Here is a 20,242-nt window from a genome sequence, read left to right as displayed (position 1 = left end):
TTGTTTTACTATTACAACGAGTGGATCACGCTTACTTAAGTTCGCCGATGCTTTTATCACGATATCAATCTTTTCAATGCAGTATATCATTTTGTTATAGGTTAAATTAATTTAACTGTTCAGTGGAAATCAGTGCTTATGGTGCGGTAAGTCGGTAGATGCTGATCCTGCTAAATATATTTTTATATATCATATATTGCCGCATGTTTTTAATTCATTTAGGTTTTGTTTCTAATTTAAATAATTAATTATTGGTGGTTTTTATGAAAAAATATCTTGCATTTATATTTTTAATTTTCTCCTTGCAAGCCCAAAGTATAGAGCCTAAAGATAATAATCAAAGCATATTTAAATTAATTGTTCATGAATATATGAGAGTGAGTATGGAGGAATATAACCATCCATTATCAAAAGGAAAACGAGAAAAATATAATTACGAATTGTCTTTAGCATATGCAAATTTCTTGAAAAATTGGTTTGAATTAAACGGAAATAATAATACTAGAACGAAAGATATTAAATTCCATGAAGCTGTTGTTATTCATGAAAATGGGCATAAAGCATCAGGAATACCCTATGATGCTTGGTTTTTTGCTGATATCTATGATGTTTTAAATGAGGTTGATAGAAATAAACTTTGGAATGAAGTTTTAGATTTAATGTCTGGAAACCAAGGAAAGCAAGAAGCAAAAGTGTTTATTAACCTATGGTTGAAAATGAAATCAGAAGCAAAAAGTGAAAATGCGAAAAATCGTGAAAAAAGCCAACGATGGTTAAATAGAATGAGAAAAATCCCCTTAGTTATTGAAATAGAAAAAACTCTAAAAAAGGTAGATGAAGGTTTTTATTATAAAAAATAGATATCCAATATAAATTGGGGTTTGAATATGAATATGAATATGAATATGAAAGTGAAATTCATTTTTTCTATATTTATCTTGTTAATTTCAACTCTATCAATGGCAGATAATCGTCCCGGTTTTGTGTGTGGGCGGTTTAATGGGAATATTGTTGAGGTACCTAGAAATTATGTTTATTTTATCGCTGAATATGAGGGGTATAGTTATTTTGATCGTAGAGCAGTAAAAAATAAAGAAGGGTGTGATGCTAATTTTACAATATTACCTTTACGGGTGACATGGCCGGAAATGCATCCTGTCGATAGAATGAAGCCAGATCTAAATGAAGAGGAGATACGCATATCGGTGATACCAATGACGAATAGTACAGCGTCAATGAACATGTTTAAAGATAATTCAATTAATGAGGGTTTTTTTAGTAAAAGAAGTGATGTTTATTATGATGATGAACTTGATTTATATTTCGTTGAGCAGGAAGAAAATATTTTAATAAAGAATGAAGTTGAATCTTATATAATGAAAAGGAGGATTTATTGGTCTGAAAATAAAAATGAAGTAATGAGTATTATTCGTTGTGATTGGGTTCAAATAAAAAACGAATATTACTTTTGTGATATTAATGCACGCATTCCGGAAATTGATGCTTCTATTCAAGTAAATATAAAGTGGAATCAAATGCATCAGTGGAGGAAAATTTTATTGAAGTCAAAAGGATTTGTAATAATTCATCTTAAATAGAAAAGGATTTTAAATGTCAAATAATACAAGATACAGTGCTAGTAGGGTGTTTACAAAAAATGATCTCATTACGATTAAAAAACTATTAAGAGAAGATAAAAGTCCGAAAAAAATGTATCAGTATCTAGCGAATAAAGGTGATAGATATGCTTTATTTGCAGGAGTAGATGGAAGTGAGTCGGTTTTTTGGGGTATGGATTCCCTGTATTTTCCTAGTGAAGACTCATCATGGAATGATGAAGACGCCAGAAACAAGGATTTTAAAGAAATAGATTTTAAACTAGCGAATGAATATTTAAATTTACTTGAAAGTAAACTTATTAAATCTGATGGTGAAATTATTGAAATATTGGATGTAAATTATGAGGAACTAATTTTAATTAATATTAAATCTTGCTCTGAAAGTCGATTTAATATTGAGGATTGGTATTTATATGCAGTGTTTGAATCGCTTTCACCAAATGAAAGAAAGGGATTCTGGACTCATAGACTAAACTCTAGTACTGAGTTCAAAGAACAAGTTAATCATCATTATAAAACATTTGAGATGATGATTAAAAAATATATGGTAAGTGATGATACTAACAAAGAGATGCTAAAGTCATGGCTGACTAGGAAGTTCTATATTTCAATGTATAGAACATTAAGTGATTCACAATTCGATGAACTTGATAAGATAAGAAATTCTGAATCAGAATTATCCATACTAATGAAAGATGTCATGGGCAGTATAAAAACAAATGAAAGGGTATTAGGTGATGTCGTTCCTTGGGTATTTAATGAAGTTGATGCTGATGAAATTCTGACTGAGGATGCTCTCTTATCAATGGGGAGTAGGATAAATGAAAATATATTATTTTGGGAAACGAAAGAAGAAAAATTAAAATTTTTAATAAATGAAGTTCATACAAATAGACATAATCGTAGAAAGAAACGATCTGTATTGTTTGATAATAATGGAAAAATTAAATTTGAATTAAACTTACAAGAAGCTAAAGACGTTATTGAAGAAATGAAAATAACAGAGAATCCGCAGGTTTTATATAACTATCTTGAAGCCAATGGTGAGCGATATGGAGAAATCCCTAATGGCCTTATTAGAGGTGACTCTTATTCAGGGAAAATGGCAACAAATTACTTAATTGAAAAAGCAAAGCAGCATAATATTATTTTAGATCATAATGATTTAAAAAGAATACAACTTAGTGTGGCATTAGAAACAGGGAAAAAATTACTTAATAAGTTTAGGGATGAAAAAACGACAGTTTTGCGTAAAAAATTTACTATTCGTGATATTGAAGATATACATGATAAAGCACTCATGAGTGAAAAACTACCTAAAGAGGCATGGACATTATCAATCCCATTAAAAATTATCCCCCTAAAGGAATATGATGAAATATACTCTGAAATGTTATTAAATTCAGGGAGTAATCAAAGTGAGGTTGAGTATGGTCTTTACTTAATGGATAAAATGATAATAAGCATTAAAAATAATCCTTCTAAAGAAAAGTTTAATATGTTTGTAGAATGGGCTAATACTATATCGACAGTAGATAATATGATAGAAACGGGATCTGTCTTTGGTGAATACCTTTCGGAAAGAGGAACTACACTCAAGGAATATATAGCGGTTAAATATAATGAATTGAAAGCAGTTATACCTCAAAGTGATTTAGATATTTATGGGGTATCTAATCCAGCATTAACAACTAAAATTCAGCCTATAAATAGGGAAGATATATCCCCTCCATCAACTAACTACCCCCATAATATGGTCGATAAATCGATAAATCGATAAATCGATAATGGAAAATATCTATCCAAAAGTTGAACCTGATAGAGAATTAGCACCGATGACAACAAACCTGCTTGATATAATAAAACCTGATAATGCGCAAGCGCCAATAAATCATTATCTAGAACGACCAAGTGTTGTCTTACCTGGGACTGATGGATTTAAAGATTTTCCTGAAGATAGAATTCAACATAGTCATCACTTTGAAAATATGATTGGGCACCTTAGTGACCATATGTCTTCCATAAACCACTCAACAAGCTCTTTTGATAGAGATTTTAGAATCCCACAAGCACCGAGCATACCTGAATTTAACTACAGTGGCGGCTATAGTAGCTCGTCATCCAGATTTTCATTTTAATTATTATTAACACTCAATAACGTTTCAATAAAAAACGGCGGTTATTGAAGTTGATAAACTCACAATAACCGCCGTTGTAATCTTAAAATTTTGAATCTGGCTTAAATAAAATAACGTTTAAATGGACTCATCCAAATAAATGCGTTCCACTTTTTGGCAACCCAACGCGTGCAAGGTATTTTCCGTAGTGCACCACTGCTGCACCGTTGCATCTTGTTTTTCCACCAACACCGCTTGCTCAATAGCATGAATATCTTTACCCGCTAAATTCACCATAATTAGCGCTGCTTGTAATGGCGGTAAGCTCGGGTTAAACGCAGCATTTTCGGCGTAACGACCTGTAAATAGAGAGCCATCTTTTAACTGCACAGCAATACCGGAATGAGATTCACTGTACGGTGCATGGGATTGATTAGCGGCTTCAGTCGCTGCGGAGAGTAATCTATCGCGACTTTGGTTTTTATACCCATGATCCACATTATCGAGTAGCAATGTAGTGATATTCAGGTCTGATGGACCAAAAGAATCTGGCAAATAATCATGAAGCGTCGCAGCTTGGCGTTTTGGTAAATGCACCATAATCTTACCGCCTTCACGCAGTTCATTCATAAATTGTCGGCAGTGACCGCAAGGCGTGTAGTTCACGGTAATGGAGGTTAATTGCTTTTCGCCTTTTAACCATGCATGAGTAATGGCACATTGTTCGGCATGAATCGTTTGCCCAATAGAAACATGGTTAAATTCCATATTTGCGCCGAAATAGAGATTACCACTGATCCCGCAAGCGATTGCGCCTACATTAAAGCGAGAAATAGGTGTGACAGCGTAAGCCGCAGCGAAAGGTAATAATGAAAAAGCGAGTTCACTGTCCGTGCATCCACTCTCAGCTTTAATTTGCTTTACTTGCTCAGCGGTTAACATGGCTGAGAAATCGGGTTTGTCCATAATCGGTTTTAGGACAGACTGTAACTTTTCTGGAAGTTCGGCCCAAGCGGCCTTAAATCTTGAATGCATGAGTAACCCTCCCTATTTAATTGTTTTCATTCTATTCAATTCATAGGGGGATTGAATGTGACCGTGATCACTCTGTTATTGTAATAGATGAAACAAATTCATTAAATGAGAGATGTATCTCAAGTTTTTGCATTAAAATTTGCATAAGAGAGGTAAGTAACCTCTCTTATTGATTCAGTTTAGCTAAATAAGTGAAGAATAACAGGGAAGATAAACGGTGCGAGCAGAGAGGTAATCACCCCGCAGGTCATTAACGCTAATGAACTGTATGCCCCTTCAATGTAGTTAATTTCCGCACAACGCGCAGTTCCCAAGGCGTGAGAAGCGGTGCCCATCGCCAAGCCTCGTGATGCGTGGGTGCGAATACGCAAAACATCAAATAGGCTATGGCCAAACATTGCACCTAAAATACCCACAAAAAGTACGCAAGCGGCGCTGATTGCTGGGATTCCTCCAACTGAATCGGCAACTGCCATGGCTATCGGTGTTGTGACCGATTTAGGTAATACAGATCCTGCAATATCGGGTGTTGCGCCAAGCCACAGTGCAATCGCGGCTCCACTAAACATAGCAACGATACTTCCCGCAAAGCAGATACTAAACAGGGATTTCCATTGTGCACGGATTTGATGCATTTGTTCGTAGAGTGGAAAAGCAAGAGCAACAACAGCGGGTTGTAATAAATCATTCAACAATCGGCTTCCCGCAAAATAATGCTCATAAGAGGTATTGGTCAAAACCAGCAGCGGAATAATAATGGCGATTGTTAGCAATAATGGATTCAGAATGGGCAATTTGCACTTGATAGACAGCGCTCTTGCCAAGTAGAAAACAACGATAGTTAATGGTAGTGACCACCAAATATGTTCTAACATCACTCTTTCCCCTTTGTTTTATCGCTATTCATTGTTGAAGAAATCGGCTCTTCAGGGGGAAGTGGGACTTCATCAGGTTTAACACCTACGATAGGGCGTTCTTTATGGACATAGTTGGAGCTAACCGCGACAACGATCATGACAATCAAGGTGCTGGCAACGCAGGAAACCACAATGGGGATCATTTGTTGGCTGAGTAAATCATAATAATTCATAATTCCCACTCCAATGGGAACGAATAAAATAGTCATGTTTTTCAGCAAGATGCTACAGCCGGGTTGAGCCCAATGAGCGGGTACAATTTGCAAAGCCAGTAGTACAAACAGCAGCAACATTCCGACAATACTGCCGGGAATGGAAAAAGGAAGCAGCGTGGAAATCACATTTCCGATAATCAGGCAGAGGTAAAGTATTGCGAAGGCTCGCAAATATTGCCATCCGGTGTTCAATACTTGTTTTAATGACATGGGACTTGTCCTATTACTCGACAGGCATTCATCATACAATTAACTTTAAAATTGTGCCAGAGATCACAAATAAAAACCCATAAAAAAACGGAGCTCACTGAAGTGGCTCCGTTTTATATTGATATGGTCTAAGTTTGTCGTTCAATTTCTCGAACGACAATCCATGACTTATTTAACTTGCATACCTGGTTGCGCACCATTATCTGGGCTCAGTAAGTAAATATCTTTACCACCAGGACCTGCCGCCATCACCATACCTTCGGAGATACCAAAGCGCATTTTACGTGGTGCAAGGTTAGCCACCATCACCGTTAAACGACCTTCCAAGACTTTTGGATCAGGATAAGCACTGCGGATACCAGAGAACACTTGGCGAGTCTCTCCGCCGATATCTAACTGTAATTTTAGCAATTTATCTGAACCTTCAACGAATTCTGCTTGCTTGATTAACGCAATACGTAAATCAATTTTAGCGAAATCATCGAATGTGATGGTCTCTTGAATAGGATCATCCGCCAGAGGGCCGGTCAGCTGTTTAGCTGGCTGAGCACTTTGCTTGGACGCTTCTACCATCGCTTCTGCTTTTGCTAATTCAATACGGTTAAATAACGCTTTAAATGGCGCTACATCGTGGTTCAGTAGTGGTGTGTTGATGGCATCCCACGTTAATTCAACTTTCAGGAACTCTTCCACACGCTTGGTTAAGCTTGGCAGAATTGGTTTCAAGTAAGTCATTAATACGCGGAACAGGTTAATTCCCATCGAGCAGATATCTTGCAGCTCTTGGTCTTTGCCTTCTTGCTTCGCGACGACCCAAGGTGCTTTTTCATCCACATAGCGGTTAGCAATATCAGCTAATGCCATGATTTCACGGACTGCTTTACCGTATTCGCGGTTGGTGAAATCGTCACCGATGACTTTTGCAGCATCGACAAATTGTTGATATAGCTCGGGTTCTGCAAGGTTTGCAGATAATTTGCCAGCAAAACGTTTAGCAATAAAGCCCGCGTTACGCGAGGCTAAGTTCACCACTTTGTTAACGATATCGCTGTTCACACGCTGTACGAAATCTTCCAAATTCAAGTCGATATCGTCGATGCGTGAAGAGAGTTTTGCTGCATAGTAATAACGTAGGCAGTCAGCATCGAAATGGTCTAAGTAAGAGCGAGCGGTAATAAATGTACCGCGAGACTTAGACATTTTTGCACCATTAACGGTGACATAACCGTGAACAAACAAGTTAGTTGGTTTACGGAAGTTACTGCCTTCTAACATTGCTGGCCAGAACAGGCTATGGAAATAAACGATATCTTTTCCGATGAAATGGTAAAGATCGGTTTTTGAATCTTTATTCCAAAACTCATCAAAGTTTAAATCGCTGCGTTTGTCACACAGGTTTTTAAACGAGCCCATGTAGCCGATTGGCGCATCCAGCCAAACGTAGAAATATTTACCCGGTGCATCGGGAATTTCGAAACCAAAATACGGGGAGTCACGGGTGATATCCCACTGTTGTAAACCAGATTCAAACCACTCTTGCATTTTATTCGCGACTTGTTCTTGCAGTGCGCCAGAGCGAGTCCATGCTTGCAGCATGTCGCTAAATGCAGGGAGGTCAAAGAAAAAGTGTTCAGTTTCACGGATAACTGGGGTTGCACCTGAAACCACTGAGCGTGGGTTAATCAGATCTGTTGGGCTATAGGTTGCGCTACAGACTTCGCAGTTATCACCGTATTGATCTTCCGCTTTACATTTCGGGCAAGTACCTTTTACGAAACGGTCAGGCAGGAACATGCCTTTTTCTGGGTCGTAAAGTTGTGAAATGGTCTTATTCTTAATGAAACCATTGTTCTTTAACTTGCCATAAATCAGTTCTGATAACTCTTTGTTCTCTTCGCTATGGGTTGAGTGGTAGTTATCGTAGCTAATCTGGAAACCAGCAAAATCGTTCTGATGCTCTTGGTTCATTGCAGCGATCATTTCTTCAGGCGTAATACATAGTTGCTGAGCTTTTAGCATGATCGGTGTTCCGTGCGCGTCATCAGCACAGATGAAATGAACCTCTTTGCCGCGCATTCGCTGATAACGGACCCAAATATCAGCCTGAATGTGCTCCAGAATATGACCGAGATGGATTGAACCGTTAGCATATGGTAACGCACAGGTTACCAGTAATTTATTCGCGACTTGAGACATAGTAACTTTCTTACTTCCATTATTAATAAAGGGTCTTTGATGTTAACCGATCAATAAAAATGTCGCTAGGGCAATAAAATATTAATCGGCAATTATTGGGAAAAAATGCTAGGTGGAAACAAATTTTTACTGTTTGTGGTTTTTCATTCGCTAGGCGGTCACTATTTTTTGCGTTCTCTGCTATCATGCAACGTAGTCAAAAATGTGTAGTTACAAAAAAGAAAATAAAGGAGCCGGGATGAACGATAAATCCCCCGAGCAGAACAAACCAGAACTGCTGACTGAACAAGTCTCCACTGTTTTGGCTTCATTTACACACCCAACTCTCAAGCGCAATCTGATTTCAATCAAAGCATTGCATCGTTGTGCGCTGTTGGACAATGTGTTGCATGTCGAACTCGTTATGCCATTCGTCTGGAAAGGTCCATTTCAAACGCTGATCAGCGAAAAAACCGCTGAATTAAAGCAATTGACAGGTGCCCATGCCGTAGAATGGAAATTACGCCACGATATTACCACTCTCAAACGTGCTAATGACTTACCAGGCATTAACGGGGTGCGTAATATTCTTGCGGTCAGTTCAGGCAAAGGTGGTGTGGGTAAATCCAGTACCTCTGTGAACTTAGCGTTAGCGTTGGCACAAGAAGGGGCTAAAGTGGGTATCCTTGATGCGGATATCTACGGACCTTCAATTCCTAACATGTTAGGAACGACTCTGGAGCGTCCAACGTCTCCAGATGGACAACACATGGCGCCAATTATGGCGTATGGCTTAGCGACTAACTCTATTGGTTACTTAGTGACTGATGACAACGCGATGGTATGGCGTGGTCCAATGGCGAGTAAAGCCTTAATGCAGATGCTGCAAGATACCTTATGGCCGGATCTGGATTATCTGGTCATCGATATGCCACCGGGAACCGGTGATATCCAACTCACTCTGTCACAAAATATTCCAGTGACAGGTGCAGTGGTTGTGACCACGCCGCAAGATATTGCCTTAGTAGATGCGATGAAAGGGATTGTCATGTTCAAAAAAGTGAACGTGCCAGTGCTGGGTGTTGTTGAAAATATGAGCGCACATATTTGTAGTAACTGTGGTCATGTAGAGCCTATTTTCGGTACCGGTGGTGCAGAAAAATTGGCTGAGAAATACAACACTAAACTGCTAGGTCAGGTTCCGCTGCATATTTCATTACGTGAAGACTTAGACCGTGGTCAGCCAACCGTAATGCGCGACCCTGAAGGCGAGTTCGCTGATATCTATCGCGAAATTGCGTCTAACATCTCTGCATTGATGTATTGGGAAGGGGATAAGATCCCGACGGAAATCTCTTTCCGCGCTGTGTAATTAAGCTGTCTTGATAAAGGGCTATTTAGTAATAATGACTAAGTAGCCTTTTTTATTGCCATAAAATCTGATTCCTTGATTGTTCTGATTTCTTCTCAAACAGTTCCTTTATTATTACGGGCTGAGTAGAATGACCGATAAATAAAGTTCCAAGCCTGAAAATTAGCGAGATTGAACATTCAGTCTTTATTCTGATGGCAAATGCCTAAAAGGTGATTATGAAATTTTTAATTTTTATTGTCGTACTGGTGCTGATCGTTATTTATTTTTATAACCGTATCGTTGCACTACGTGAAGCGGTGGTTTCTAGTGAAACAGAGATTTCTGTGCAATTAGATCGCCGCGGTAAGGTGTTTGATAGCTTATTGGCAACAGTCAAAAAATATTTAAGCCATGAAACGGAAGTCTTTACCAAAATCACTGAACTCAGAAGCCAAGCTCAGAATGCGACAGGGGATAAAGCTCGAGAAGCAGAGGATGCATTATCTAAAATGGTGAGCAGTGGTGCTATTAACGTAGCGGTTGAAGCGTATCCAGAACTGAAATCTGATGCAATTATGGCAAACTTGCAAGAAGAGATCGTCTCTTCTGAAAATAAACTTTCTTTCGCAAAACGTGGTTATAACCGCTCTTTAGAAACATATAATGCTTATATTGCTTCTATGCCTGCTGCATTAATTGTTGGCATTATTCCTAGCCTAAAAATCAACAAAGAGTATTGGCGTTTAGACGAAGCTGATATCAAAACGGAAGAATCTCGTCGTATTAACTTCGATTAAATGGATGTTGCCATTGGCAGGGTTTAATTATGGATTTTAGAAACGTTATACGTAAAAACAATATCCGTACTCGGTTAGTTGTGATGAGTTACATTGTTTTGATGCTAGTCATTGGTTTGCTGGCAGATACGGCAACACACCCAGATGAGCGAATGGACTTCGCAGCTAATCTGATCGCATTTGCGACATTACAACAACTGCCTGTGGCAACATTTATTATTCTTGGGCTGACATTTCTAGGTTTACTTTATATTCATTTCTTTGGGCATAAATTGATGCTTGCAGGAATGAATGCGAAGGAAATCACCCAAGAAGGGGCTTCAACCCCGGAAGAAAGACAGCTATTCAATATTTTAGAAGAGCTCAGCTTAAGTGCGTCATTACGCTATGTGCCGCGTCTGTATATTTTAGATACAGATGAACCCAATGCATTTGCCGCAGGGTGGAACCAGCGTAATGCGTTAGTTGGGGTGACTCGAGGATTATTGCAAACGCTAAATCGTCAAGAAGTTCAGGCCGTAATGGCCCATGAAGTAGGGCATATTATCCATGGCGATTCTAAATTAACATTGTATGTGGGAATTTTAGCGAATGTTATTTTGACGGTAACGAACGTTTTTGCTCAAGTATTTATTCGTTCAGCAGGGCGTAGTCGCAATAATTCAGCAAACAAGGCACAGACAATCTTATTGTTGCTAAATATCCTATTACCGATTATTACGAAAGTGCTCTATTTTTATTTATCGCGTACTCGAGAATATATGGCAGATGCTGCCGCCGTGGATTTAACGTCAGATAACCAAGCGATGATCAGCGCATTGAAGAAAATTTCGGGGGATCATCAAAAGCATGATTATGATGATGAAAGTACTGGACAAGCGTATCGTCAGGCGGCATATATCTTTAATAAAGGTGACTCTGTTTTTTCTACCCATCCTTCCATTGAGAATCGAATTGCAGCCTTAGAAGGGCGTAAGCAGTTTTAAATCGAAGATAATAAATAATCGGTGCGTTTTTTATCAGTCTTTGACGAGATAGGCTGGTACAGCGCACCATTACACCCTATAATTCCCGCCAACCATAACACTTCGATGTTATGCATTTCATTTCTAAAATTTTTAACCAGGTTACCATTTTATGACTGACACATCGCATCACTGTACCATTGTAGGTATATCTGGCGCTTCTGCATCTGGCAAAAGCCTTATTGCAAGCACCTTATATCGGGAATTAAGAGAAAAGGTTGGTGATCATAATATCGGTGTTATTCCAGAAGACTGTTACTATAAAGATCAAACAGATATTCCTATGGAAGAACGACTCAAGGTGAATTACGACCATCCAAACTCCATGGATCATAGTTTACTTTATGAACACCTCAAATCACTGAAAAGTGGTCAAGCCGTCGAAATTCCTCAGTATGACTATGTCGCTCATACTCGCAAGCAGCAAACCGTCAGTTTTAAACCGAAAAAGGTTATTATTATTGAAGGTATCCTATTATTAACAGATAAGCGTTTACGCGAAGAGATGGATTTCTCTATTTTTGTGGATACTCCGTTGGATATCTGTTTAATGCGTCGTATTAAACGTGATGTTAATGAAAGAGGAAGAACATTAGATTCCGTCATTGAACAGTACAATAAAACAGTGCGTCCAATGTTCTTACAATTTATTGAACCATCGAAGCAATATGCCGATATTATCGTACCTCGTGGTGGTAAAAATCGTGTGGCAATTGATATTTTGAAAGCGAAAATTGGTGAATTCTGTCAGGACTAATCGCCTCGAATATCACCAGCGATAAGCTGCCATGAATATATAAAATAATGAAGGGGGAAAGTGATCATGCGTCTTTGTGACCGCGATATAATTCAGTGGATGGATGAAGGTCGACTTGTTATTAGCCCACGTCCGCCCGTTGAAAGGATCAACGGAGCGACTGCGGATGTTCGTCTTGGGAACCAATTTCGTGTTTTTCGCGGACATACAGCGGCATTTATTGACCTTAGTGGACCAAAAGATGAAGTGAACGCGGCGCTAGACCGTGTAATGAGCGATGAAATTGTTCTTAAAGAGGACGAACCTTTCTTCCTTCATCCTGGCGAGTTGGCGTTAGCTGTTACGCTAGAATCGGTTACGCTACCCGACAATTTAGTGGGGTGGTTGGATGGTCGCTCTTCTTTGGCGAGACTAGGGCTAATGGTCCACGTCACGGCTCACCGGATTGATCCCGGTTGGCGTGGACAAATTGTGTTAGAGTTTTATAATTCAGGTAAATTACCTTTGGCATTACGCCCTGGCATGGTAATTGGTGCTCTGAGCTTTGAGCCATTATCAGGCAGTGCTGATCGCCCTTATAATAGCCGACAAGATGCAAAATATAAAAACCAGCAAGGTGCCGTTGGCAGCCGTATCAGTGAAGACTAGCTGATACGATAACAAGTGAGCTCGCCTCTTCTATGGAGTTTGAAGAGGTAAGCAGTCGCTAGCGTCAAGGAATGACAGGCGAAGGGCGTAACAAATAAAGTAAAAGAGAGGGATGAATGAAACGGTTTTTAACGACGCTGATTATTTTACTTGTGGTGGTAGTCGCTGGGCTAACAGCCTTAGTGATGTTAGTGAATCCGAATGACTTTAGAAGCTACCTCGTTCAACAAGTTGAGAAGAAAAGTGGTTACCAACTTGATTTCAAAGGTGATATGCGTTGGCATGTATGGCCAACATTAAGCATTATTACCGGTCCTATCTCGGTGACAGCACCTAACGCCAGTCAGCCTGTTTTAAGTGCAGATAATATGCGCTTAGATGTTGATTTATGGCCATTAATCTCCCATCGCTTATCTGTTGAGCAAATTGTCATTGATGGTGCGGTGATCCGAAAAACACCAGAAAGTGAGCCTGTTGCCACAGTCAATACCCCAGTTGCTCCAGGTGGCAGCCAAGTACCAGCAGACACATCCGATAAGAGCAAATGGTTATTAGATATCAGTAAGATTGATATCACCAACAGCTTAGTTATTTGGCAAACTCCGAAAGACGAATACAATTTACGCAATATTAATTTGTCACTGAAGAAAAGTGACGATAAACAAGTTGCGCTGAAATTCAGCGGTAATTTAAATAAAAACCAGCAAGAATTTAATTTTGATATTAAATCAGATATCGATTTATCTAAATTATCTCAGCAAGTGAGTGGGAAAATTACTCAGTTTGATTACCAACTCAGTGGTGTTGATTTACCTGAAAATGGGATTAGTGGCAAAATAATCTCAGATTTTCTGTATACAAAATCTAATTCAGGTGCAATTAGCCTTGATAACATCTTCATTCAAGCGAATGAAAGTGAATTAACAGGAACAATAAGCGCAAATTTAACTGATATTCCAGATGTGAATGTTAATTTATCCTCGCCTTCTTTGAATCTCGATAGATTAATTGGGCAAGCTCCTGCGGCAGGTAAATCTAATACAGCCAGTGCCGCATCTGAAAATACCGTTATTAATAATGAGCGTGTAGGAGTCAAACCGGTGATTTCTGGTTCCAACATGCAGAAGTATGATTTAACGGGGCTGAACGGGTTTACTGCTCAATTTAATGTTTCAATGGATACACTGATTTACCGCGGTATGTCGATGACCGGGGTAAAAATTAAGGGTGATAACCAAACACCACGTTTAACCATTTCTCAGTTAGAGGGCAATGCGTTCGGTGGGCAATTCTCACTGCCCGTAACCATTAACTACAGCGCTATTCCTGCGCAGGTTTCGGCAAAACCTGTATTTAGTAATATTAATCTTACTCCGGTATTAAAGGCATTTAGTATGCCTGAAAAACTGAGCGGGATTATCTCATTAAATGCCGCATTATCCGGTATTGGCTACGATGATTATGCGGTTAAAAATCAGTGGCAAGGACCGGTTAATTTTGAGCTACGCAACGCTAAATTGGCGGATTTAAACATTCCACAGTTGATCCAACAATCGGTGTCCCGTTTTACTAATAAAATCAATATGCCAACAGATACCAATAGTTTCACAGAAGTGGATTTATTCACGGTGTCGGGATATCTCAATAAAGGGAATATGAATATTTCCTCTCTTAAAGCAACGTCTTCACTGTTGAATATTACAGGGCAGGGGCGCGTGAATATACCAAAAGAAACCATCGATGTTAATTTAGGCGTAAACATTCTCGGCGGATGGGCTGGTGACTCTCGTTTAGTTCAGCAGTTGCGTAGTATGAATATTCCACTGCGTATTTACGGTGGTTGGAATAACTTACAGTATCAATTGGATGTGGAAAAATTACTGCGTAATGAGCTACGAACTCAAGCGAAAGAAGCAATTGGTAACTTTTTGAAAAAAGAAGAAAATAAAGGGTTGAATGATTTATTGAATGCGTTGTAGAGACGGTAATTTACAGCATTTATTTATAAACCGCTTTTAACCATACTAACTAAAAGCGGTTTAGTCATTAATCTCAGTAATTACTTAGATTCATTTTCAGTAAAATCATGTTCTCTTTGTTTTCTAGCCACGATTTCTTTAAAAAATCCTTTTGACCGGATATTTTTGCCTTTCTTTTGTTCTGCTACCAGTTCTTGAGAGTTAGAGCTAGATTTTTATTTTTTAATTTATGGTACGAGTAGCTTTCGTTATTTAGCTCAGATTCTGAAGGTCTTTGATTGTTTTTCTTAGCATGGTTATTTCTGTCTTTATATTTTGACCAATGGGTAAATCATTTGTGTTTAAATGTTGCGTTGAAAGATTTTTTTTAGTCAGAACAGTATCACTTATAGAGGATATGAGTGCATTGGCTTTATTATGAAGATCTTCCTTATGAGTGGCTTTTTTATCCGTAATGACTTTAGGATATGCTTGTGAATCATTTTTTACATTATTTGCGGCACGAGCAAACTCAGTAGTTTTACTTTGCTGGTCAGTGATGCTGACTCGGCGAAGATGAATGTATGCGATATTATTAATATTATCCATTATAGCGGCTCCATTAAAGATTAAAGATTGATTATTAAACATATTTAATTATTCAATGAGTCAATGATCATTTCTTTAAAAAAACGCGACTACATTTGAGGTATAACGATTGCGATGGGAATAGATAAAAAAATACCGGCTCTATATGACAATAGAACCGGTATTCAATCTTATATTAATCGTAACTAGTCATCGACATAGTCGTAGCCATCACCCACAGGTGCAGGTGGTGTAATCAAGACTTTATTAACGCGATGGCTATTCACCTCAAGAGGTTGGAAAATACAGCCATTGATTTCGACTTGCTCACCCACTTCAGGAACGCGTTGTAAATGTTCCATTAAAAGACCGGCAATAGTTTCATACTCACGCTTATCATCCAGCTCCATTGGGATATACATAATTAAATCTTCCAGTGGCATAAAGCCATTGGCAATCCATGTACCATCGTCCAATTTTTGAATGTCATGGCGGGAGTCATTTTCTTCATCACCAACAGGTAAGTTACCTGCGATAGTTTCCATCACGTCAGTCAAGGTAACGATACCTTCAACAGAACCAAATTCATCCACAACAAACGCAAAGTGTGTATGCGCTTTACGGAATTGTTCTAACGCTTTTAACAGTGATAAACCTTCAGGGAAAATAAGCGGTTGAGTGACCAATGCTCGCAAGTTCAGTTGTTCACCGCTAAGCTGCTGCTTCACTAAATCCAGCACATATACCACACCAATTGGGTCGTCACTGATACTTTCATCGACAACAACAAAACGAGAGTGTGGATTTTTCTCCATTAGGTCAATGAGTTCAGCGGAGGATTTATTAATATCCAAATAATCTACGTCATGGCGGGACGTCATAATACTTTCTACGTTACGTTGCGCCATACCCAGCACACGAGCGATCATTAAACGCTCTTGAGGGTCGAAAACGGATTGGTTATCTGAAATTAAGTCAGAGGTTCTCGCGTCTAATTCACCACGTTCAGCTTTACCGCTTAAAATGCGCAATACGGCTTCTGCGGTACGTTCACGCAGAGGGCGGCTGCCTTTTAAGAATTTACGGCGGTTAAACTGCGCAAACTGGTTAAGCACCTCTATCATGATAGAGAAACCAATTGCCGCATACAGGTAACCTTTTGGAATGGCGTAACCAAAACCTTCAGCCACTAAGCTGAAACCAATCATCAGTAAGAAGCTTAAGCATAGAATGACGATGGTAGGGTGTGCGTTAACGAAGTTGGTCAGTGGTTTACTTGCCCAGATCATTAACATCATGGCGATAGTCACTGCGGCAACCATGACACCGATATGGTCAACCATACCGACAGCGGTAATCACCGAGTCTAATGAAAATACCGCATCTAATACGATAATTTGCGCGACAACAGCCCAGAAATTGGAGGTTTTACGTTGGTTATTGGTATGCTCGTCTTTTCCTTCTAACCGCTCGTTTAGCTCCATCGTGGCTTTAAACAAGAGGAATATCCCCCCGATAAGCATTATCAGATCTCTGGCACTAAATGGATGGTTAAATAGCGTTAGAATCGGTTGAGTTAGCGTGATCAGCCACGAGAGGCTGAATAATAGAATAATACGCATAACCAGGGCACACGTTAACCCTGTGATACGAGCTCTATCACGCAGTTTAGCTGGGAGTTTATCGGCCAAGATGGCGATAAAAACGAGGTTATCAATACCAAGAACGATTTCAAGAACGATTAGGGTAGCTAAACCCGCCCAAATCGAAGGATCTGCGATCCATTCCATACAGTTTGTTTTACCTTCTGATATGACGGCTTATACCGACGGATGAATAATGAGGTTTGTTGACAGAAATATCAATAAAAATTCATCCAAGTAGCGTGATATTTGACAAAAAATGATTCGATTAGTTTATCGATTGCATCAATAACTACCATGGAGCATCATCCTGAGTTAACATGTGATCCCGTTAACAGAATGTCAGCACAATCGAGGCTGACTTGGTCCTAATCAGACAGGAGTTTTTCATGTCAAAGCAGCAGATTGGTGTTGTCGGAATGGCTGTCATGGGTCGCAACTTAGCCCTAAATATCGAAAGCCGCGGTTATTCAGTATCGATTTTTAACCGTTCAAAAGATAAAACAGATGAAGTCATTGCCGAAAATCCAGGGAAAAAATTAGTTCCCAACTACACGATTGAAGAGTTTGTCGACTCTCTGGAAAAACCACGCCGCATCCTGTTGATGGTTAAAGCGGGTGAAGCAACGGATAAAACCATTGCTGCATTAACGCCACACTTAGACAAGGGTGACATTTTAATCGATGGTGGTAACACTCTGTATAAAGACACGATCCGTCGTAATCGTGAACTGTCTGAACAAGGATTTAACTTCATCGGTACGGGAGTTTCCGGTGGTGAAGAAGGAGCATTGAAAGGTCCTTCAATTATGCCTGGCGGACAAAAAGAAGCTTACGAATTAGTTGCACCAATCTTAAAAGAGATCGCAGCAAAAGCGGAAGGCGAACCATGTGTGACTTACATTGGTCCAGATGGTGCTGGTCACTACGTGAAAATGGTTCACAACGGTATCGAATACGGTGATATGCAGCTCATCGCTGAAGCTTACTCTTTATTAAAAGGTTCACTGAACCTGAGCAATGAAGAATTAGCGGACATTTTCTCTGAGTGGAACCAAGGCGAACTAAGCAGCTACCTGATTGAAATTACGGCAGATATCTTCAAGAAAAAAGATGAAGATGGTAAGTATCTGGTTGATGTGATTTTAGATGAAGCAGCTAACAAAGGGACAGGTAAATGGACTAGCCAAAGTGCTTTAGATCTTGGCATCCCACTGACCTTGATCACTGAGTCTGTCTTTGCTCGTTATCTTTCTTTCCTGAAAGATCAACGTGTTGCTGCATCTAAAGTATTAACGGGTCCTGCACTGAAAACCGTTGAAGGTGATAAAAAAGCCTTTATCGAGAAAGTCCGTCGTGCGCTTTACTTAGGTAAAATCGTTTCTTACGCTCAAGGTTTCCAGCAATTAAAAGCGGCGTCAGATGAATACAACTGGGATCTGAACTACGGCGAAATCGCGAAAATCTTCCGTGCTGGCTGTATCATCCGTGCGCAGTTCCTGCAAAAAATCACTGATGCTTACAATGACAACGCGCAGATTGCAAACTTACTGTTAGCACCTTACTTCAAACAAATCGCAGATGAGTACCAACAAGCTCTGCGTGATGTTGTCTGCTACGGCGTACAAAACGGTATCCCAACACCAACATTCTCAGCGGCTATTTCTTACTACGATAGCTACCGTTCAGCGGTACTGCCTGCGAACTTGATTCAAGCGCAGCGTGACTACTTTGGTGCTCATACTTATAAACGTACTGATAAAGAAGGCGTTTTCCACACTGAGTGGATGGAGTGATTCATTAAAACAGTAGGTTAGCGTTCTTAGGGGTGCTATAGGGGTGCTGGAATATCCAGCCCCTTACTATTTAGTTCGCTTAAATTCTGCTACTGCATCATTTCTTTGGCGGTCGATGTACTCCGCTAAATCGTTAACATGGATTATTCTTGGTGACTTTTGGCTGTCATTTAATCTATATGTAGGAATAGGCAACTCTCCAGCATTAGCTTTTCTTTCCGCAGTTGTTGAGCTCATTTTTAAATATTTCTCTGCTATTGTCGCCAATGGAATTTGTGAAGTTTCAAATTCAGCCATTAATAAAAATACTGTATTCATATATACTCTCATTATCTATCGCATATAGATTTAAAAATTAGATATCGTCGCTAAGTGGCTCAATTAAATGCTGATGGATATTAGATACATAATTAACTTGATAAATTAAACTAACCAATGCATTATGTTATTCTCTTTTGGTAATGTACTATTTTGAGTCAATAAGAATATTTCTAACTAGTTCTAGCATAATTCACTTACGCTATTTTCCATTCATTTAATATTTTATTGCCGATATTTATTAATTCATATCTATCGACAGTGCTAATTATCTTTCGTGGTTTAATATACGGTCGCCATATTAAAAGCATTGACCCTTTATTATTTCCGTTAACTGGTTTGTTTGTACCGGCATTGATAAATGATATTCGTCCTCCTGTAATTAACCTCACCTCATCAACTGTTTCTAGTGCAGAATTAAACCAACCTACAGATGTATCTGAAGGAATTAACATCACGACAGGCTGTAATTGCTTTTTACATTGCTCAGCGGCTTTATTAATCCAAGGCTGAATTTCACTATAAGGGGGATTGCAGAATATAGCCCCATAACTTTCCCAATCACAATTTAGCGAGTCGTCTTTTTCGGTTAGGTAATGAGCACAAAGATGGTTATTTTTATCGGCTGCGGCATCTAAATAGAAACCGAATTCAGCGTCCAATGCTGTAAATAAAGGTAGGGGAGTTTGCCATCTATCACGCAATTCCTTTGGTGTATGGCTACCTCCGTAGTCAGCCTTCATCCTTGCTATCACTAATATTAAAAGGCAATCCATCGGCTTCCATTGGCTTTATGTCAGTAAACTTACATGGAATAATTAAACCACCGAACTCTTGAGCGAACATCAGCGCTTGCTTTGCCTGAAGATGTACATATTGTTTTGGTAATGCTATTTGATACGTAATACCATCAATTAATACCAGCGTCGTTATTGCTTGAACTTGTTTCATTGTTGTTTTCCGCATCCTTCATTAATAAAAATAATTCCATAGCTGCGCGGTATGGGTTTTTATTTACTGAGATAAAGTCATAATCAAGGCTGTCAGCTGTCCATTTATTAGAATGGTAC

The 20,242-nt window shown here is 39.2% G+C and carries 20 protein-coding genes; 11 read left to right on the top strand and 9 right to left on the bottom strand.

Annotated features, from left to right (window positions below; translation table 11 throughout):
* Positions 1–263: 263 nt before the first annotated feature.
* The 4 genes from PROVALCAL_RS14895 to PROVALCAL_RS20095 are packed head-to-tail and all read left to right on the top strand — an operon-like array spanning position 264 to position 3,757.
* Positions 264–860 (top strand): hypothetical protein, encoded by a 597-nt coding sequence (locus tag PROVALCAL_RS14895; RefSeq protein ID WP_006660146.1) that lies wholly within the window; start codon positions 264–266, stop codon positions 858–860.
* 27 nt (positions 861–887) lie between these two features.
* A complete protein-coding gene (locus PROVALCAL_RS14890; protein ID WP_006660145.1) occupies positions 888–1,598 on the top strand; it encodes a hypothetical protein in 711 nt (236 codons plus the stop codon).
* Positions 1,599–1,611: 13 nt separating this feature from the next.
* Complete coding sequence (locus tag PROVALCAL_RS14885) at positions 1,612–3,399, top strand: hypothetical protein (RefSeq protein WP_006660144.1); 1,788 nt, start codon at positions 1,612–1,614, stop codon at positions 3,397–3,399.
* 7 nt (positions 3,400–3,406) lie between these two features.
* A complete protein-coding gene (locus tag PROVALCAL_RS20095) occupies positions 3,407–3,757 on the top strand; it encodes a hypothetical protein (RefSeq protein ID WP_006660143.1) in 351 nt (116 codons plus the stop codon).
* Positions 3,758–3,874: 117 nt separating this feature from the next.
* Here PROVALCAL_RS20095 and cdd read toward each other — a convergent pair whose 3' ends face one another.
* The 4 genes from cdd to metG form a co-directional block, all read right to left on the bottom strand.
* On the bottom strand, positions 3,875–4,771 hold the full coding sequence (cdd, locus tag PROVALCAL_RS14880) for a cytidine deaminase (protein WP_006660142.1): 897 nt from the start codon (positions 4,769–4,771) through the stop codon (positions 3,875–3,877).
* 179 nt (positions 4,772–4,950) lie between these two features.
* Positions 4,951–5,646 (bottom strand): CidB/LrgB family autolysis modulator, encoded by a 696-nt coding sequence (locus PROVALCAL_RS14875; RefSeq protein WP_006660141.1) that lies wholly within the window; start codon positions 5,644–5,646, stop codon positions 4,951–4,953.
* The gene (locus PROVALCAL_RS14870; protein WP_006660140.1) at positions 5,646–6,113 is read right to left on the bottom strand and encodes a CidA/LrgA family protein; all 468 of its coding nucleotides are present in this window, start codon (positions 6,111–6,113) and stop codon (positions 5,646–5,648) included. Before PROVALCAL_RS14870 ends, PROVALCAL_RS14875 begins: the two co-directional genes overlap by 1 nt.
* 168 nt (positions 6,114–6,281) lie before the next feature.
* The gene (gene metG / locus PROVALCAL_RS14865) at positions 6,282–8,309 is read right to left on the bottom strand and encodes a methionine--tRNA ligase (RefSeq protein ID WP_006660139.1); all 2,028 of its coding nucleotides are present in this window, start codon (positions 8,307–8,309) and stop codon (positions 6,282–6,284) included.
* A 238-nt stretch (positions 8,310–8,547) separates the two neighbouring features.
* Here metG and apbC point away from each other — a divergent pair, with 238 nt between their 5' ends.
* From apbC to asmA, 6 genes are all read left to right on the top strand, one after another.
* Positions 8,548–9,660: an iron-sulfur cluster carrier protein ApbC gene (gene apbC, locus PROVALCAL_RS14860; protein WP_006662269.1), complete on the top strand. Its 1,113-nt coding sequence runs from the start codon at positions 8,548–8,550 to the stop codon at positions 9,658–9,660.
* Between the two features lie 218 nt (positions 9,661–9,878).
* Entirely contained in the window at positions 9,879–10,439 is a 561-nt protein-coding gene (locus tag PROVALCAL_RS14855) for a LemA family protein (protein WP_006660137.1), read from the top strand.
* 29 nt (positions 10,440–10,468) lie between these two features.
* Positions 10,469–11,425, top strand: a complete 957-nt coding sequence (gene htpX / locus PROVALCAL_RS14850) for a zinc metalloprotease HtpX (protein ID WP_006660136.1) — start codon at positions 10,469–10,471, stop codon at positions 11,423–11,425.
* 151 nt (positions 11,426–11,576) lie between these two features.
* Positions 11,577–12,221: a uridine kinase gene (gene udk / locus PROVALCAL_RS14845; RefSeq protein WP_006660135.1), complete on the top strand. Its 645-nt coding sequence runs from the start codon at positions 11,577–11,579 to the stop codon at positions 12,219–12,221.
* A gap of 66 nt (positions 12,222–12,287) precedes the next feature.
* Complete coding sequence (gene dcd / locus PROVALCAL_RS14840; RefSeq protein ID WP_006660134.1) at positions 12,288–12,869, top strand: dCTP deaminase; 582 nt, start codon at positions 12,288–12,290, stop codon at positions 12,867–12,869.
* Between the two features lie 116 nt (positions 12,870–12,985).
* On the top strand, positions 12,986–14,848 hold the full coding sequence (gene asmA / locus PROVALCAL_RS14835) for an outer membrane assembly protein AsmA (RefSeq protein WP_006660133.1): 1,863 nt from the start codon (positions 12,986–12,988) through the stop codon (positions 14,846–14,848).
* 252 nt (positions 14,849–15,100) lie between these two features.
* Here the strand turns inward: asmA and PROVALCAL_RS14830 are convergent, their stop codons facing one another.
* Positions 15,101–15,436 carry a hypothetical protein gene (locus tag PROVALCAL_RS14830; protein WP_036974567.1) on the bottom strand — a complete coding sequence of 112 codons (336 nt, stop codon included), beginning with the start codon at positions 15,434–15,436 and terminating at the stop codon, positions 15,101–15,103.
* 185 nt (positions 15,437–15,621) lie between these two features.
* The gene (locus tag PROVALCAL_RS14825) at positions 15,622–17,205 is read right to left on the bottom strand and encodes a TerC family protein (protein WP_006660131.1); all 1,584 of its coding nucleotides are present in this window, start codon (positions 17,203–17,205) and stop codon (positions 15,622–15,624) included.
* Positions 17,206–17,447: 242 nt separating this feature from the next.
* Here PROVALCAL_RS14825 and gndA point away from each other — a divergent pair, with 242 nt between their 5' ends.
* Positions 17,448–18,854, top strand: a complete 1,407-nt coding sequence (gndA, locus tag PROVALCAL_RS14820; RefSeq protein WP_006660130.1) for an NADP-dependent phosphogluconate dehydrogenase — start codon at positions 17,448–17,450, stop codon at positions 18,852–18,854.
* Between the two features lie 66 nt (positions 18,855–18,920).
* Here the strand turns inward: gndA and PROVALCAL_RS14815 are convergent, their stop codons facing one another.
* The 3 genes from PROVALCAL_RS14815 to PROVALCAL_RS14805 form a co-directional block, all read right to left on the bottom strand.
* Positions 18,921–19,172, bottom strand: a complete 252-nt coding sequence (locus PROVALCAL_RS14815) for a pyocin activator PrtN family protein (RefSeq protein ID WP_036949668.1) — start codon at positions 19,170–19,172, stop codon at positions 18,921–18,923.
* A gap of 197 nt (positions 19,173–19,369) precedes the next feature.
* Complete coding sequence (locus PROVALCAL_RS14810) at positions 19,370–19,915, bottom strand: phage N-6-adenine-methyltransferase (protein ID WP_006660128.1); 546 nt, start codon at positions 19,913–19,915, stop codon at positions 19,370–19,372.
* Complete coding sequence (locus PROVALCAL_RS14805; RefSeq protein ID WP_036949663.1) at positions 19,905–20,123, bottom strand: hypothetical protein; 219 nt, start codon at positions 20,121–20,123, stop codon at positions 19,905–19,907. Before PROVALCAL_RS14805 ends, PROVALCAL_RS14810 begins: the two co-directional genes overlap by 11 nt.
* Positions 20,124–20,242: the final 119 nt, after the last annotated feature.

Origin of the sequence: Providencia alcalifaciens DSM 30120 (genome assembly GCF_000173415.1) — a bacterium.
Lineage (GTDB): Bacteria > Pseudomonadota > Gammaproteobacteria > Enterobacterales > Enterobacteriaceae > Providencia > Providencia alcalifaciens.
The sequence above is the reverse complement of the archived record's forward strand: the minus strand, read 5'-3'. Positions and strand labels throughout refer to the sequence as shown.